Here is a 14,919-nt window from a genome sequence, read left to right on the forward strand (position 1 = left end):
GAGACACAGAAATTGAAGACCAACGCATCGCAGGGCGCCGCCACTCCGGCGGCTGAATTCGACTACATCGTGATCGGCGCCGGGTCAGCCGGTTGCGCCGTGGCTGGGCGCCTGGCCGAAGACACGGACGCAACCGTGGCGCTGCTCGAGGCGGGGCCGCATGACCATCACTTCTCGGTCTGGGCGCCGGTGGGCATTGCCGCGGTCGTCCCCAAGGCCGGGCCACGCAACTACGCCTACTACACCGAACCGCAACCGGGCCTGAATGGCCGCCGCTCCTACCAGCCGCGCGGGCGCGGCCTGGGCGGCAGTTCCTCGATCAACGGCATGGTCTATATCCGCGGCCATCGGCACGATTACGACGGCTGGGCCGCGCTCGGTTGCCGGGGCTGGGGCTTCGACGACGTCCTGCCCTACTTCCGCCGCAGCGAGCGCAATCCGCGCCTGGCCAGCCAGGAACATGCGCTGCACGGCAACGACGGGCCGCTGCACGTGAGCGACCTGCGCTCGCCCAATCCGTTTGCGCAACGCTTTGTCCAGGCAGCGATCCAGGCCGGCCTGCCTCACAACGGCGACTTCAATGGCCACAGCCAGGAAGGCGCCGGCCTGTACCAGGTAACGCAGCGCAACGGCGAACGCTGGAACTCGGCGCGGGCCTACCTGCACAGCGGCAATGCCGCGGACACGGCGCTGAATGGCGGCCGTCGCGGCCTGGCGGTGCTGACCGATACGCAAGCGCTGCGGATCGTGTTCGAAGGCAAGCGCGCTGTCGGGGTGGAAGTCGTGCGCGGTGGGGCGGTGCAGATCCTGCGCGCACGGCGCGAGATCGTGGTCAGCGGCGGCACCTTCAACTCGCCGCAGTTGCTGCTGGCATCCGGCATCGGCCCGGCCGCGCAACTGCGCAGCTTCGGCATCGACGTGGTCCATGACCTTCCGGGCGTGGGCGAGAACCTGCAGGACCACCTCGACATCATCATCAACAAGCAGCTGCAAACGACCGAGCTGTTCGGCAAGACTGGCCGCGGCATGCTGCGCCTGGCGCGCGAGGTGATGCGCTACCGGCGCAACCGCACCGGCATGGTCTCGTCCAATATCGCCGAGGCCGGTGCCTTCCTGCGCAGCCGCCCCGAGCTGGACATCCCGGATGTGCAGCTGCACTTTGCCGTGGCGCTGCTCGGCAACCGCAACCTGGGCAAGCTGGGCCACGGCTACTCCTGCCACGCCTGCGTGCTGCGCCCGAAGAGCCGCGGCCATGTGCGCCTGCGCAGTGCCGACATGCGCGAGACGCCGGTGATCGATCCGCGCTTCCTGTCGGCCGAGGAAGACATGGCGGGCATGGTCGCAGGCGTGCGGGCGATCCGCCGCATCTTTGCGCAGCCCGCGCTGGCGCAGCACGGCGGGCGCGAAGTCCTGACCGACGCTTTCGGCCCCGACAGCAGCAATGAAGCCGCCATCCGCGACTTCGTGCGCACGCACGCGGACACGGTCTACCACCCGGTCGGCACCTGCAAGATGGGCGTCGACAACATGGCGGTAGTCGACCCGGAACTGCGCGTGCACGGCGTCGAGGGCCTGCGCGTCGCTGACGCATCGATCATGCCGACGCTGATCGGCGGCAACACCAACGCCCCCGCCATCATGATCGGCGAAAAGGCTGCGGACCTGATCAGGGCCTCGCACCGCTGAGCCGGTCATTCCCCCCTGCATTGGCAACACAACACCGAGGAGACACCCCATGCAAGCCACTGCCGCAACCACCATCAGCCCGGAAGCCTACCGGGCGCAGGACAACGAAGACTTTCCCTTTACCGTGCGCCGCTGCACGCCGACGATCGGCGCCGAAGTCGAAGGCATCGATTTCCGCGAGACGCTCGACCACGAAACCTACCTCTCGCTGCGCCGCGCACTGCTGAAGTACAAGGTGCTGTTCTTCCGCAAGCAGGCGATCACGCCGGCCCAGCACGTAGCCGTGGCGCGCCGCTTCGGCGAGCTGGAAGTGCATCCGATGCTCACCAACCACCCGGAACATCCCGAACTGGTTGTATTCGGGCGCGATGGCACGACGCGCGGACGCGAGAACCTTTACCACTCGGACGTTACCTGGCGCATGGTCCCGTCGATGGGTTCGATGCTGCGCTGCCTGGAATGCCCGGAGGTCGGCGGCGATACCATCTGGATCAATATGGTCGCGGCCTATGAAAACCTGCCGCAGGACATGAAGGCCCGCATCGCCAACCTGAAGGCCGTGCACGACGCGATGCCGACCTTCGGCTCGGCGCTGAACGAAGAACAATACGCGGAGATGCGCGCCAAGTTTCCGCCGATGGTGCACCCGGTGGTACGCACGCACCCGGAAACCGGCGAGAAGATCCTGTTCGTCAACGAAGCCTTCACCACGCATTTCGCCAACTTCGCCAAGGAACAGCCGTACCGCATCGGCTCCGACTACCGGCCCGCGGAACTGGACCTGCTGCAGTACCTGTACCGCCAGGCCGCCGCGCCGGAGTACCAGGTGCGGCTGCGCTGGCAGCCGGACACCATCGCGCTCTGGGACAACCGCTCCACGCAACATTACGCGGTGCAGGATTACTTCCCGGCCGTGCGCCATATGAACCGCGCCACCATCATCGGCGACCGTCCGGTCTGACCCTATCCACCCACAAACTTCCGAGGCAACCGGCATGAACATCGTCGACAAGTTCTATATCAACGGCAAGTGGGTGCAGCCCGCAGCGGGCGCGACCCAGGCTGACATCATCGACCCAACCACCGAAGCGGTCGCCGGCGAGCTCGCCATGGGCACCCCGGCGGACGTGGACCAGGCCGTGGCCGCAGCGCGCGCGGCATTCCCGGCCTGGTCGGTGTCCACGCGTGAAACCCGCATCGCCCTGCTCGAGCGCATCATCGCCGCCTACCAGGCGCGCATCGGCGACCTGGCGCAGGCGGTGCGCCAGGAGATCGGCGCACCGATCACGCTGGCCACCAACGTGCAGGCCGCGATCGGCCTGGCACAGTTGCAGGCAACGCTGCAGACGCTGCGCGGCTTCGAGTTCGAAACCACGCGCGGCAAGAGCTGCATCCTGCGCGAGGCCATCGGCGTAGCGGCGCTGATCACGCCGTGGAACTGGCCGCTGAACCAGATCGCGGCCAAGGTGGCGCCGGCGCTGGCGGCGGGCTGCACCGTGGTGCTCAAGCCGTCCGAGATCGCGCCGCTGGACGCCCGCATCTTTGCCGAGATCATGGATGCCGCGGATACGCCACCGGGTGTCTTCAACATGATCTATGGCGAGGGCCGCACCGTGGGCGCGGCGCTATCGTCGCATCGCGACGTCGACATGGTGTCGATCACCGGCTCGACCCGCGCCGGCGTGGAAGTGGCCATCAGCGCCGCGCCCACGGTCAAGCGCGTGGCGCAGGAGCTGGGCGGCAAGTCGCCGATGATCATCCTGGACGATGCCGACCTGCAGGCGGCGGTGACCAGCGGCGTGGCGCAGTGCATGCTCAACACCGGACAGACCTGCATCGCGCCGACGCGCATGCTGGTGCCGCGCTCGCGCTATGGGCAGGCCGTGCAGATTGCCGCCGCCGTCGCCAGCGCGGTCAAGGTGGGCGACCCGTCCGACCCCGAGACCAAGATGGGCCCGATCTCCAACCGCGGCCAGTACGACAAGGTGCAGCGCCTGATCGGGGTGGGCATCGAGGAAGGCGCGCGCGTGGCCGCAGGCGGCCCCGGCCGCCCCGACGGGCTGCAGCGCGGCTTCTATGCGCGCCCGACCATCTTTGCCGACGTGCGCAATGACATGACCATCGCGCGCGAAGAGATCTTCGGGCCGGTGATATGCCTGCTGCCGTACGACTCAGAAGACGAGGCGGTGGCAATCGCCAATGACACCGAGTTCGGCCTGGCCGCCTACATCGCGTCGTCCGACGCGGCGCGGGCACGCAAGCTGGCCGCCCGCCTGCGCGCCGGCAGCGTGCGCATCAACGGCGCGACAATGGACCTCACCGCGCCGTTCGGCGGCTACAAGACGTCCGGCAACGGGCGTGAATACGGCCCCGAAGGCATTGCCGAGTTCCTTGAAACCAAGACGGTGACAGGTTGAGCCTGCGCGCTCCCGCCTGCAGTCACCGTACCGCCCGGTCGTGCAGCGCCATGCTGCCGGCCGGGCGGTGTCGCTTGTAAGGCGCCTCGCTGCCGCGCTTGTCTGACATGCGCAGGCGGCGGCGTCCGACAGCCGCAGCCTGCCGGCCAGCTATCTTCATAGCAGCGCCAGGCCTTTTGCCAGGGCGCCCGACTATGTCGACCATCCCCGATTCCGCGCCTTCTTCGCTGCCCCCTGCCCCGCCCGTTCCGTTGCCCGCCGACGGCAACCCGCATGCGGGCGCCGACAACGAGGGCGCCGCCGGGCCGCGCACGGTGGCGGAGATGCCTGACACAGTCGCGCCAGCCGATGCCGTCAACGCCTCGCTGCACCGTGCCAGCGTGGCGCTGGTGGTGCTGGCCACGCTCTTTTCGCTGTACGCCGTGCATATCGCACGCGAATTCCTCATTCCGGTGGTGCTCGCGATCGTCCTGGCCTACCTGCTGGACCCGCTGGTCTGCGCGTTGCAGCGGCTGGGCCTGCCGCGCGCGCTGGCGGGCACCGTGGTGTTGCTGGCCGTGCTGAGCGCCCTGCTCAGCGGCGCCTACCTGCTGCAGGGGCAGGTGGAGTCGATCGTCAACAGCCTGCCCGAGACCGCCAGCAAGCTGTCGCGCTCGGTCGGCGCGCTGATGAGCGGCGACGATTCCATGTGGCAGAAGGTACGTCGCGCCGCCACTGTCCTCAGCGGCACCGGCCAGCCCCCGCCCGCACGCGGCACGCAGGTGGTGGTGGAGCAAGCGCCCGCCCAGATCCACAACATGCTGCTGGCCGGCTCGGTCAGCATCTTCACCATGGCCGGACAGGCGGTGGTGGTGGTCTTCCTGCTGTACTTCCTGCTGCTGGCCGGCGATACGTTCAAGCGCAAGTTCATCAAGATGGTCGGGCATACCATTTCCGAGAAGAAGATCAGCGTGCACATGCTGGACGAGGTCAACCGCTCCATCCGCCGCTATATGGGCATGCTGCTGGTGACCAATACGGCCCTGGGCGCCTGTACCTGGCTGCTGCTCAAGTGGCTGGGCGTGCACAACGCCGGCAGCTGGGCAATTGCGGCCGCGGCGCTGCACCTGGTGCCCTACTTCGGCGCCCTGGCAATCGCGGTCTGCCTGGGGGTGGTGACCTTCATGCAGTTCGGCACGCTCGGCATGGCAGCCGCGGCAACGGTCGGATCGCTGCTGATCGCCACGCTGATCGGGTCGGTCGTCACCACCTGGATGACCGGCCGCATGGCGCGCATGAACGCGGTGGCCGTATTTGTTGCACTGCTCCTGTTCACCTGGCTCTGGGGCGTATGGGGCATGTTGCTCGCCATCCCGCTGATCACCATCGCAAAGGTGGTTGCCGATCACATTGAGGGACTCGAAGTGGTGGCTGAGTTCCTTGGCGAATAGCCGCGCGCCGTCGCCCAACGGCACTATCGATCCGCCGCTATACTGGAAAAGCGAATGCTGCACCACAGCATTCTTGCTACGCCGGGGATCGTGCGGAGGAAAACAATGATGTCTATATGCGACCTGTGCGAGTCGCAGCTGGACCGGCCGGGCCACGTGCCGCCGCATCCCAGGCTGGTGATGTCGGCGACCTTGCGCACCGCCAGCGGCCAGAATGCGTTTGTGTACCGTTGCGCGCAATGCGGCCAGACACTGCTGCTGGCCTCGCCCGATGGCGAGGCGCCCGACCGCTGGACCCGGCTGGATGCCGACGGATGGGACTGAGCGGGATGGCTCCCGGCTGACTTGCGCTTGCGATTGCGCAAATCGACGGCTTGCGGGTGTGGGCATAATCGTCTCAGCAGTTTCCCAACCGCAAGCCATGGCCAAGAAATTTCCCCTGCATCCCCGCCACCCCGAGCGCATCTGCTGGGGCTGCGACAAGTACTGCGCCGTAGACGACATGGGCTGCGGCAATGGCTCCAGCCGCACGCAGCACCCGGTTGAACTGCTCGGCGACGACTGGCTGGAGTACGGCGACTGGGGTATCGAGGCACCGTCAGCGGCCTCGCCTGCGGCGCCACCCAAGACCTCAACCTAGGCCGCCGGATTACAATCGTTGTCTCAGGCTTCCACAAGACGCCCGGCACCGCCGGCATCCACCGAGACAACCATGCTGAAACTCCAGGACTCCTCGCTGCTGCGGCAGCAGTGCTATATCGACGGCCGCTGGATCGACGGCGAGCGCCGCATCGACGTCACCAACCCGGCCACCGGCGAGCGCGTGGGACAGGTCCCGCAACTGGGTGCCGATGAAACCCGCCAGGCCATCGAAGCCGCCAACCGCGCGCTGCCGGCATGGCGCGCCCGCACCGCCAAGGAGCGCTCGGCGCTGCTGCGCAAATGGTTCGAACTGATCCTGGCCAGCCAGGAAGACCTGGCGCGCATCATGACCGCCGAACAGGGCAAGCCGATCGCAGAAGCGCGCGGCGAAATCGCCTACGCAGCCTCGTTTATCGAATGGTTTGCCGAGGAAGGCAAGCGCGTCTATGGCGACACCATCCCGGCGCCGGTCAGCAACCAGCGCATTGTGGTGACCAAGGAGCCGGTGGGGGTATGCGCGGCCATCACGCCGTGGAACTTCCCCGCTGCCATGATCACGCGCAAGGCCGGGCCGGCCCTGGCAGTGGGTTGCACCATGGTGCTCAAGCCGGCATCGCAAACCCCGCTGACAGCGCTGGCGCTGGTGGCCCTGGCCGAGCGCGCGGGCATTCCGGCCGGGGTGTTGTCGGTGGTGACCGGCTCGGCCGGCGCCATCGGCGGCGAGATGAGCAGCAACCCGCTGGTGCGCAAGCTCACCTTCACCGGGTCGACCGAGGTTGGCCGCGTGCTGATGGCCCAGACCGCGTCGACCATCAAGAAGGTGTCGATGGAGCTGGGCGGCAATGCGCCCTTTATCGTGTTCGACGATGCCGACCTGGACGCGGCGGTTGAAGGCGCGATCGTGTCCAAGTACCGCAATGCCGGCCAGACCTGCGTCTGCGCCAACCGCATCTACGTGCAGGCGGGCGTGTACGAGGCGTTTGCGCAGAAGCTGGTGGCGGCGGTGGCTGCCCTGAAGGTCGGCAACGGCATGGACGACGGCGTGCGCATCGGCCCGCTGATCGACGACAAGGCCGTGGCCAAGGTGGAAGAGCATATCGCCGACGCGCTCGGCAAGGGCGCGCGCCTGCTGCAGGGCGGCCAGCGCCATGTGCTGGGGCATTCTTTCTTCCAGCCGACCGTGCTGGCCGACGTCGGCCCCGGCATGCTGGTCGCGCGCGAGGAAACCTTCGGCCCGCTGGCGCCGCTGTTCCGCTTCGAAACCGAGGATGACGTGGTCGCCATGGCCAACGACACCGAGTTCGGCCTGGCCAGCTACTTCTATGCCCGCGACCTGGGCCGGGTCTGGCGCGTCTCCGAACGCCTGGAATACGGCATGGTGGGCGTCAATACCGGCCTGATTTCCAACGAGGTGGCGCCGTTCGGCGGCGTCAAGCAGTCTGGCGTGGGCCGCGAGGGCTCGCACTACGGCATCGAGGATTACCTGGTCATCAAGTACACCTGCATGGCCGGTATCTGACCTTGCCGCGCCTCAGCACGCCGTGTCCGCGCACACGGCGTGCCGGGGCTCGGGGCAGCGCCCGCCGTGCGGGCAGGTGTCGCGAAAGCGCGCGATCCGGTCATGGACACGCTGCATCTGCTCCAGCTGATAGCTGGCGCGCGCAGCGCTGTAACTGGCGCCGAACTCATACAGGGCACCATCCGCGGCGCGGGATAGTCCTTCCAATGCCTGCGCCAGCTCCCGCCCTTCCACGCTGCGGTGCCGGCGCAGGCGCCAGGACAAGGCCTCCTGGCCCTGCGCGAGCAGGCTCTGCTCAAGGTAGCCAAGCTGCTCGGCAACGGCCTGCGCGCCATGCAGCGCCGACAGGTAGGCACACACCACCGCCAGGCGCTGGTTCATCTCCCCGCCGCGGCCCAGCAGTTCGCTGGCACAGGTGCGCAAGGTATCCGCGTCAAACGCTTTGCCTTCGTCGGTGGCTTCCTGTGCATAGGCGGCCAGCGGCAGCACCGTGACTGCCAGCCCCGGCGGCAGCACGCTGGTGAAACGGCTGGCGATCGCGTGCTGCAAGGTGCTGTCCAGTTCGCAGCAGGTCGGCACAGCGGCATCGACATAGAATTCCAGCGCCGGCGGCCGCCCGTGGTCCATCGACACCACGGCACGCGCAGGCGGGTGCCCGGCCATCGCAAGCACCTCGAGGCCGGCCTCGACACAGCGCTGCTCATCGGGCTCCGCCCCCAGCGCCTGGACAATATCCTGCATCTGCAGCGTGCAGGTGATTTCCATGCGGGTTGGCCCGGGCGGGTGGTCGCCCCTGCGGCCGCGGTCGAGCGCCATCCGCTTCCATTCGACTTGCGTCATCGCATTGCCCGTCATACAGCCTCCGATTTTGGTTCCACTAGCCGCGCTGCGCGGCCATCACGATGGCCGCGTGCATGTTCTGCAGGGCATGCAGCGGCTCGGCGCCGGTCAGCGCGGCCACCAGCATGCTGTCTTCCAGCCGGAAACGGCACAGCACCAGGTTGGAGCGCGCCAGTGCCACCATCTGCAGCGGCGTGAGCGCGGCCAGCACACGGCCCACTTCGCGCTCGATGCCGAGCCGGAACAGGGCCTCGGCCTCGTTCTCGCGCATCAGCCGCTGCACCAGCAGCAGGTAGGAGAGGTTCAGGTCCGTGATTTCCCGCAGGCTCTCGCCGACCAGGTCGCTGGCCGTCCCTTCAGCCGCGGTGCCGGCCGGTGTTGCATGTTCCATTCGGTCCTCGCGCTGGCCGGGCTTGGTCATTCGACTGCCACAGCCTGGCCACCGGCCGCGCGCGGTGCCAGCCGGCGGGCATCGTGCGGGCCGCGCCGGGGCACCTGCTGATCGCACGCAGGCGCGTGCGCGGAGATCATCGGGCGCTCGGCGATGGCCCGCAAGGCGGGCTTGTCGAGCAGCGAGATGGTGCGGTGCCTCACCCGGATCAGCCCGCAGTCCGCCAGCCGCGAGAACTGCCGGCTGACTGTTTCCAGTGTCAGGCCGATATAGCTGCCGATTTCCTCCCGGCTCATGCGCAGCACGAACTCCGAGGACGAGAAGCCGCGCGCCGCAAGGCCTTCAGCCATCCATAGCAGGAAGGTCACCAGCCGCTCTTCGGCGGTCATCAGCGCCAGCATGGTCTGCAGCGCGCGTGCGCGCTGCGCCTGTGCGCCGAGCGCCAGGAACAGCTGGTTGGCAAGCTCCGGCATGCCGGCGGCGGCGCCGCGCAGCGCGTCCATGCCGAGCATGCACAGCTTGGTGTCTTCGAGCGCGGTGGCGTAGGACGCATAGTGCGGATGCGCCAGGCTGTCCAGCCCGACCAGGTCACCGGGGAAGTGGAAGCCGACCACTTGCGTGCGGCCGTCTTCCGTGGTCACGTGGGTCTTGACCGTGCCGACGCGGATTGCGTAGAGCGAGGTCACGGGGTCGCCCAGCAGGTACAGGCACTGGCCCTTGCGCAGGCGCACCGTGCGGTGGATGCCCCGGGCGCCGCCCGGCAGCCCCCGTGCGCCTCCCAGGCAGAAGCGGGCCAGTTGGCAATCTGCGCTGCACGGCATGCCGTCGCACGGCAGGTGGCATTCGTCTAACTGTGTCATTGGCGCCTCTGGATGGAAGAGCTGAAAGCCCTTGTGCGACCATTCTATGGAGCCAGTTTCCCCAGACAATCCGCACATTCTGATTTGCAGTACAGAAGCTTCTGATCCGGACCTGCGCTGCCGGGGCCACCGGCATCCCCCGCCATTGGCCCTGCCAGGCTGCTGGCGGGGGTATCCTTGCTACAAGACCAGGACCGGATGCGCTGGCGGGCCACGCCGGCAGGACGCCGTTCAGGACATGCCATGACACGACACCCCGAGAACCCGCAGCAACCCGCCGGAAGCGTACCTCGCCCCGACGCTGGCGAGCCATCGGGCGGGCGTTCGCACGAGATCCGGGCCGACCTGCCCGATGTGCCTTACCAGACCCTGGTGGATTCCGTGCAGGACTACGCCATCTTCACGCTCGACGTCGGCGGCCATGTCTCCAGCTGGAACAAGGGCGCGGCGCGCATCAAGGGCTATGCCCGCGAGGAGATCCTGGGCAAGCATTTCTCGCAGTTCTACACGCCGGATGCGATCGCCCGGAGTTGGCCGCAAGCCGAGCTGAAGGCCGCGGCCGAACAGGGCCGGTTCGAGGACGAGGGGTGGCGCGTGCGCAAGGACGGCAGCCGCTTCTGGGCCAACGTCGTCATCACCGCCCTGAAGGACGCCGAGGGCCGGCTGATCGGCTTTGCCAAGGTCACGCGGGACATGACCGAGCAGCGCCGCGCCGCCGAGGCCCTGCGCCAGAGCGAAGAAACCCTGCGGCTGCTGGTGGAGGGGGTCAAGGATTACGCCATCTTCATGCTCGATCCCGGCGGCCATATCGTCAGCTGGAATTCCGGTGCCTCTTATATCAAGGGCTACCGCCGCGACGAGATCATCGGCCGTCATTTCTCGGTGTTCTATCCGCAGGAGGATGTCGCCGCCGGCAAGCCGTCACGGCTCCTGGCGCTGGCGCGGCGCGTCGGGCGCGTGGAAGACGAAGGCTGGCGCGTGCGCAAGGATGGCTCGCTGTTCTGGGCCAATGTCACCCTGACAGCGGTATACGACGAGTCACGCACGCTGCGCGGCTTTGCCAAGGTGACGCGGGACATGAGCGAGCGCCGCCGCCGCGAAGAGCTGGAACGCTCCAGCCAGCGCATGAATGAGTTCCTGGCCACGCTTTCGCATGAACTGCGCAATCCGCTGGCGCCGGTGCACAGCGCGCTCGCGGCGATGCGGCTGGCGCCGGAGGACGCGGTGCTGGCAAACCGGAGCCTGGCCATGATCGAGCGCCAGGTGAACCACCTGAGCCGGTTGGTGGACGACCTGCTCGACATCGGGCGCATCACCTCCGGCCGCATCGAGCTGCGCATGGAGCCGGTCGAGTTCAACGAGATCATCGCGCTCGGCGTCGAGGCAGCGCAGCCGGCGCTGGATGCCAAATCGCAGTGCGTCGAAGTGCGGACCCATGCCGGCTCGATCCCAATGCGTGCCGACAAGACGCGGCTGGTGCAGGTCATGCAGAACCTGGTGCTCAATGCGTCGAAGTTCTCGCCGCCCGGGTCGTCGGTGACGATCGCCACCACGATCCAGAACCGCACACTGCAGGTCCAGGTGACGGACCAGGGCTGTGGCATCGGGCCCCAGGCCATCGACGAGATCTTCAACCTGTTCATGCAGGAAAGCCGTCCGGGCACCGACGTGCATGGCGGGCTGGGCATCGGCCTGTCGCTGTGCCGGTCACTGGTCGAGCTGCACGGCGGCACCATCGCTGCCGCCAGTGCCGGGCCGGGACAAGGCAGCACCTTCACGCTGCGCCTGCCGCTGCCGGCCTCGCGCAAGGATGACGCCCGCTCAGGAGCCGCACCGCGGGCCCTGGGTCCGGCCACGCCCGAGCAGCAGGCGCAGCGCATCCTGCTGGTCGACGACAACCGCGACGCCGCCGACAGCCTGGCCATGCTGCTCGAGATTTGCGGCCACGAGGTGACCATTGCCTACGACGGCGCCGAGGCCCTGCATGTGGCGCCGCGCTGCCGCCCGCATATCGCGCTGATCGACCTGGCCATGCCCGGCATGGACGGCTTCGAGGTAGTGCGCGCCATGCGCGGCGTGGCCGGCACCGAGCTGACGCGCTTCGTGGCGCTGACCGGCTTCGCCCAGCCGGCGGACCGGCAGCGTACCGAGGCAGCCGGCTTCGACGCGCACCTGGTCAAGCCGGTGGAGCTGGAAACGCTGTTCGGCACCATCGCCCGGCTGCGCCCGCCGGAGTGACCCGCTCCGGCACCGAACCCGACCTTCGCCAATCCCAAACACGCGCCTGCCGGCGCTGCGACACACTGACAGCCATTCCATCGCAACAGATCACAGAAAGGAGACAGCGATGCAGGGTTGGATCAGGCGTGCAGCCGCGGGGCTGGTATTTGCGTTCGCGGCCACGGCCGCCGGTACCGCGCTGGCGGACTATCCCGACAAGCCGGTGCGGCTGGTGGTGCCCTTCCCGCCCGGCGGCGCCACCGACCTGCTGGCGCGCGAGATCGGCAACGCACTGTCGGCGCGGCTGCACCAGCCGGTGGTGATCGACAACCGGCCCGGCGCCGGCGGCAACCTGGCGGCCATCGCGGTGGCGCGGGCCCCGGCCGACGGCTATACGCTGCTGTTCGGCACCTTCGGCTCGCTGGCGGTCAACAAGAGCCTCTATGACAAGCCTGGCTACGATCCGCTGAAGGACTTCGCGCCGGTGGCTTCGGTCGCCTACCTGCCCAACGTGCTGGTGGTGCATCCCAGCGTGCCGGCGCGCACCGTGCAGGAGCTGCTGGCGCTGGCGCGCAAGGAGCCGGGCAAGCTGACCTATGGCTCGTTCGGCAACGGCTCCTCGTCGCACCTGGCGGGCGAGCTCTTCACCCACCTGGCGGGTGTCAATATCACGCACATTCCGTACAAGGGCAGCGCCGCGTCGATGACCGACCTGATCGGCGGGCGCATCACCATGATGTTCGACAGCGTCTCGACCGCGCTGCCGTATATCCGCGACAACCGCGTGCGCGCGCTGGCGGTGACCACGCAGAAGCCCTCTGACCAGCTCCCCGGCGTGCCCACGCTGGCCGCCGCCGGCGTGCCCGGCTACGAGCTGACCGCGTGGTTTGGCGTGGCCGCGCCGGCCGGCACGCCCAAGGCAGTGATCGACCGCCTCAACGGCGAGATCGTGGCGGCGCTGAAGCAGCCTGACCTGGCCGCCAGGCTGGCCAGCCAGGGCACCGTGCCCTTCCCCGCCACGCCGGCGCAGTTCGGCAGCTATATCCGCGCGCAGTACGAGAAGTGGGACAGCCTGATCAAGTCGGCCAACATCAGGCTGGACAACTGATGGCCTGAGCTCAGGCCGTGTCCGGCGCGCCGAAGCGCCACGACAGCCGGCGCGCCGCCTGCCGCACCAGCGCGGCAGTGGCGCCTGCGGTGCTGCTGTCAAAGCTGCCGCTCGAGCCCATCACGGCGATCACCAGCGCCAGGCTGCCGGTGTGGTCGAATACCGGCGCCGCCAGCGTGTCGATGCCCGGCACCGGGTGGCTCAGCGCATTGTCGAGCCGGGCCGCGCGCACCTGTGCCAGGCGCCCGGCGTAGGCCGGCGCCAGCTTGCCGCCGGGTTCAAGCACTTCGGCCGCGGCGGCGCCGGCCATGCGCAATTCGTCCTTTTCCAGCAAGCCCGCCAGCACGTTGGCTGGCAGGTATGCCGCGGCGGTGCGGCCAATCGCGGTATGGACCAGCGACAGCACCGTGCCCACGCGCAGGCTTACGTGCTGGGGCCGCGCCGATTCCTCCAGCCGGACCACCGTGGGCCCCAGCGGCCCCAGCACTGCCATGGCCACGCTCAGGCCGGTGGCGCCGGCCAGCTCGATCACCTCCGGTTCCGCCTCACGCGTCGGCGACAGCCGCTGCAGCGCGATCAGTCCCAGCTCCAGCCCCAGCGGTCCGCACAGGTAGTTGCCCGCGGCATCGCGCGCCAGCAGGCCGGTCTTCTGCAGGCTGACCAGATGCGGGAACGCCTTGGCCGGCGGCATGCCCGCGGCCAGCGCCAGGTCGCGCAGTGCCAGCGGCCGGCCGGCGGCCACCAGTGCCACCAGCAGCTGGCCGGTGCTGTCCAGCGACTGGATGCCGCGCTGCGGCTTGCCGCCTTCCAGGTCTTGCTGGGCTTCTGTCGCGCTGCTCATGCCGGGCGTCCCTGTTCATCACGCAGCGCGGCGCCGATGTCCGCCGCTGCGGCCAGCAGGGCCTGCGCCGCCGCGCCGCGCCAGTCCACCTCGATGGCACCGGTCGATCCCACCAGGGTCAGCACCAGCCGCAGCACGCCAGCGGCGTCCAGCACCGGCACGCTGAGGCTGCTGACGGCCGGGCTGGGCGTGTCGATGCTGCGCTCGATGCCGCGCGCTCGGATTTCTCCCAGCCTGGCGCTGAAGGCGGCCAGGTCGGACTCGGCCGCGCCCGGCTGCTGTGCGCGCCACAGCGGCTGCCACAGTGCCGGCGGCTGGAACGCACAGAACACGCGCCCGGTAGCCGTGGCGGCCAGTGCCATCACCGTGCCCACGTGCAGGTTGACATGCAGCGGCGCGCTGGCCGGCACATAGCGCACGATGGTCGGGCCCTGTGGCCCGGCAATGCTGATTGCCACGCTGAAGCCGGACGCCTGCGCCAGCGCATCCACCCGGGGTTGCGCGGCGCGCCAGGCGGCGTCCTGCTCCAGGTGCAGCATGCCCAGCTGCAGCGACAGCGGCCCGGGCTCGTAGCGGCCGGAGAGGTGGTCGCGCTTGATCAGGCCCAGCCGCGTCAGGCTGACCAGGTAGGCATGCGCCTGGGCCGGCGCCAGCTGCGCCGCCTCGGCCAGCGCGGCCAGCGGCATTGGTGCGCGCGCGGCGGCCAGCACCGCCAGCAGGCGCCCGCCCACCTCCACGCTCTGGATGCCGCGCTGTGCCTTGTCGGCACGCGCAGCGGGCTCGTCCGCCTGCGTTCCTGCTTCCCCAGCCTTGCGCCTGGCCATTGCCATCCTGTGTGATCGGAAAACCCGGATATTAATCGAACGCCTCCCGTTGCCGTGCACACGGGGGTTTACCCGAACAAGCTCCACCTGCTTCTGATGGCGCTTTCGGCACGCCTCAATTATTTGTCATAGGCTAATCAT

14 protein-coding genes are annotated in these 14,919 nt (G+C 68.6%); 9 read left to right on the forward strand and 5 right to left on the reverse strand.

What is annotated here, in order from left to right:
- The first annotated feature begins 12 nt into the window (after nucleotides 1-12).
- The 7 genes from AC3WLF_RS02315 (at nucleotide 13) to gabD (ending at nucleotide 7,694) form a co-directional block, all read left to right on the forward strand.
- Nucleotides 13-1,686 (forward strand): GMC family oxidoreductase, encoded by a 1,674-nt coding sequence (locus AC3WLF_RS02315; protein WP_492316917.1) that lies wholly within the window; start codon nucleotides 13-15, stop codon nucleotides 1,684-1,686.
- Nucleotides 1,687-1,735: 49 nt separating this feature from the next.
- A complete protein-coding gene (locus AC3WLF_RS02320) occupies nucleotides 1,736-2,647 on the forward strand; it encodes a TauD/TfdA dioxygenase family protein (protein WP_492351068.1) in 912 nt (303 codons plus the stop codon).
- A gap of 34 nt (nucleotides 2,648-2,681) precedes the next feature.
- Entirely contained in the window at nucleotides 2,682-4,103 is a 1,422-nt protein-coding gene (locus AC3WLF_RS02325) for an aldehyde dehydrogenase family protein (protein ID WP_492357764.1), read from the forward strand.
- 194 nt (nucleotides 4,104-4,297) lie between these two features.
- Nucleotides 4,298-5,533: an AI-2E family transporter gene (locus AC3WLF_RS02330; RefSeq protein ID WP_492316914.1), complete on the forward strand. Its 1,236-nt coding sequence runs from the start codon at nucleotides 4,298-4,300 to the stop codon at nucleotides 5,531-5,533.
- Nucleotides 5,534-5,641: 108 nt separating this feature from the next.
- Nucleotides 5,642-5,857, forward strand: coding sequence for a hypothetical protein (locus tag AC3WLF_RS02335; RefSeq protein WP_492317174.1), 216 nt, complete (start codon nucleotides 5,642-5,644; stop codon nucleotides 5,855-5,857).
- 97 nt (nucleotides 5,858-5,954) lie between these two features.
- Entirely contained in the window at nucleotides 5,955-6,173 is a 219-nt protein-coding gene (locus tag AC3WLF_RS02340; RefSeq protein WP_492316913.1) for a DUF3079 domain-containing protein, read from the forward strand.
- A gap of 72 nt (nucleotides 6,174-6,245) precedes the next feature.
- Nucleotides 6,246-7,694: an NADP-dependent succinate-semialdehyde dehydrogenase gene (gene gabD, locus AC3WLF_RS02345; RefSeq protein ID WP_492316912.1), complete on the forward strand. Its 1,449-nt coding sequence runs from the start codon at nucleotides 6,246-6,248 to the stop codon at nucleotides 7,692-7,694.
- A gap of 12 nt (nucleotides 7,695-7,706) precedes the next feature.
- On the opposite strand, the gene AC3WLF_RS02350 is transcribed toward gabD, so the two are convergent.
- The 3 genes from AC3WLF_RS02350 to AC3WLF_RS02360 are packed head-to-tail and all read right to left on the reverse strand — an operon-like array spanning nucleotide 7,707 to nucleotide 9,785.
- On the reverse strand, nucleotides 7,707-8,549 hold the full coding sequence (locus AC3WLF_RS02350) for a hypothetical protein (protein WP_492357765.1): 843 nt from the start codon (nucleotides 8,547-8,549) through the stop codon (nucleotides 7,707-7,709).
- Nucleotides 8,550-8,571: 22 nt separating this feature from the next.
- Nucleotides 8,572-8,925: a flagellar transcriptional regulator FlhD gene (gene flhD / locus AC3WLF_RS02355; protein ID WP_492316910.1), complete on the reverse strand. Its 354-nt coding sequence runs from the start codon at nucleotides 8,923-8,925 to the stop codon at nucleotides 8,572-8,574.
- Nucleotides 8,926-8,951: 26 nt separating this feature from the next.
- Nucleotides 8,952-9,785, reverse strand: coding sequence for a helix-turn-helix domain-containing protein (locus AC3WLF_RS02360; RefSeq protein WP_492316909.1), 834 nt, complete (start codon nucleotides 9,783-9,785; stop codon nucleotides 8,952-8,954).
- A gap of 243 nt (nucleotides 9,786-10,028) precedes the next feature.
- Here AC3WLF_RS02360 and AC3WLF_RS02365 point away from each other — a divergent pair, with 243 nt between their 5' ends.
- Together AC3WLF_RS02365 and AC3WLF_RS02370 are read left to right on the forward strand one after the other, a co-directional pair.
- Nucleotides 10,029-12,023, forward strand: coding sequence for a PAS domain-containing hybrid sensor histidine kinase/response regulator (locus AC3WLF_RS02365; RefSeq protein ID WP_492316908.1), 1,995 nt, complete (start codon nucleotides 10,029-10,031; stop codon nucleotides 12,021-12,023).
- Nucleotides 12,024-12,132: 109 nt separating this feature from the next.
- Complete coding sequence (locus AC3WLF_RS02370) at nucleotides 12,133-13,113, forward strand: Bug family tripartite tricarboxylate transporter substrate binding protein (RefSeq protein ID WP_492316907.1); 981 nt, start codon at nucleotides 12,133-12,135, stop codon at nucleotides 13,111-13,113.
- Between the two features lie 10 nt (nucleotides 13,114-13,123).
- Here the strand turns inward: AC3WLF_RS02370 and AC3WLF_RS02375 are convergent, their stop codons facing one another.
- Both AC3WLF_RS02375 and AC3WLF_RS02380 read right to left on the reverse strand, forming a co-directional pair.
- Nucleotides 13,124-13,954, reverse strand: coding sequence for an IclR family transcriptional regulator (locus AC3WLF_RS02375; RefSeq protein WP_492316906.1), 831 nt, complete (start codon nucleotides 13,952-13,954; stop codon nucleotides 13,124-13,126).
- Complete coding sequence (locus tag AC3WLF_RS02380; RefSeq protein WP_492357766.1) at nucleotides 13,951-14,778, reverse strand: IclR family transcriptional regulator; 828 nt, start codon at nucleotides 14,776-14,778, stop codon at nucleotides 13,951-13,953. The genes AC3WLF_RS02375 and AC3WLF_RS02380 overlap by 4 nt, the downstream gene beginning before the upstream one ends.
- Between the last annotated feature and the right edge of the window lie 141 nt (nucleotides 14,779-14,919).

This window comes from Cupriavidus sp. FW306-01-F10A (genome assembly GCF_058782785.1).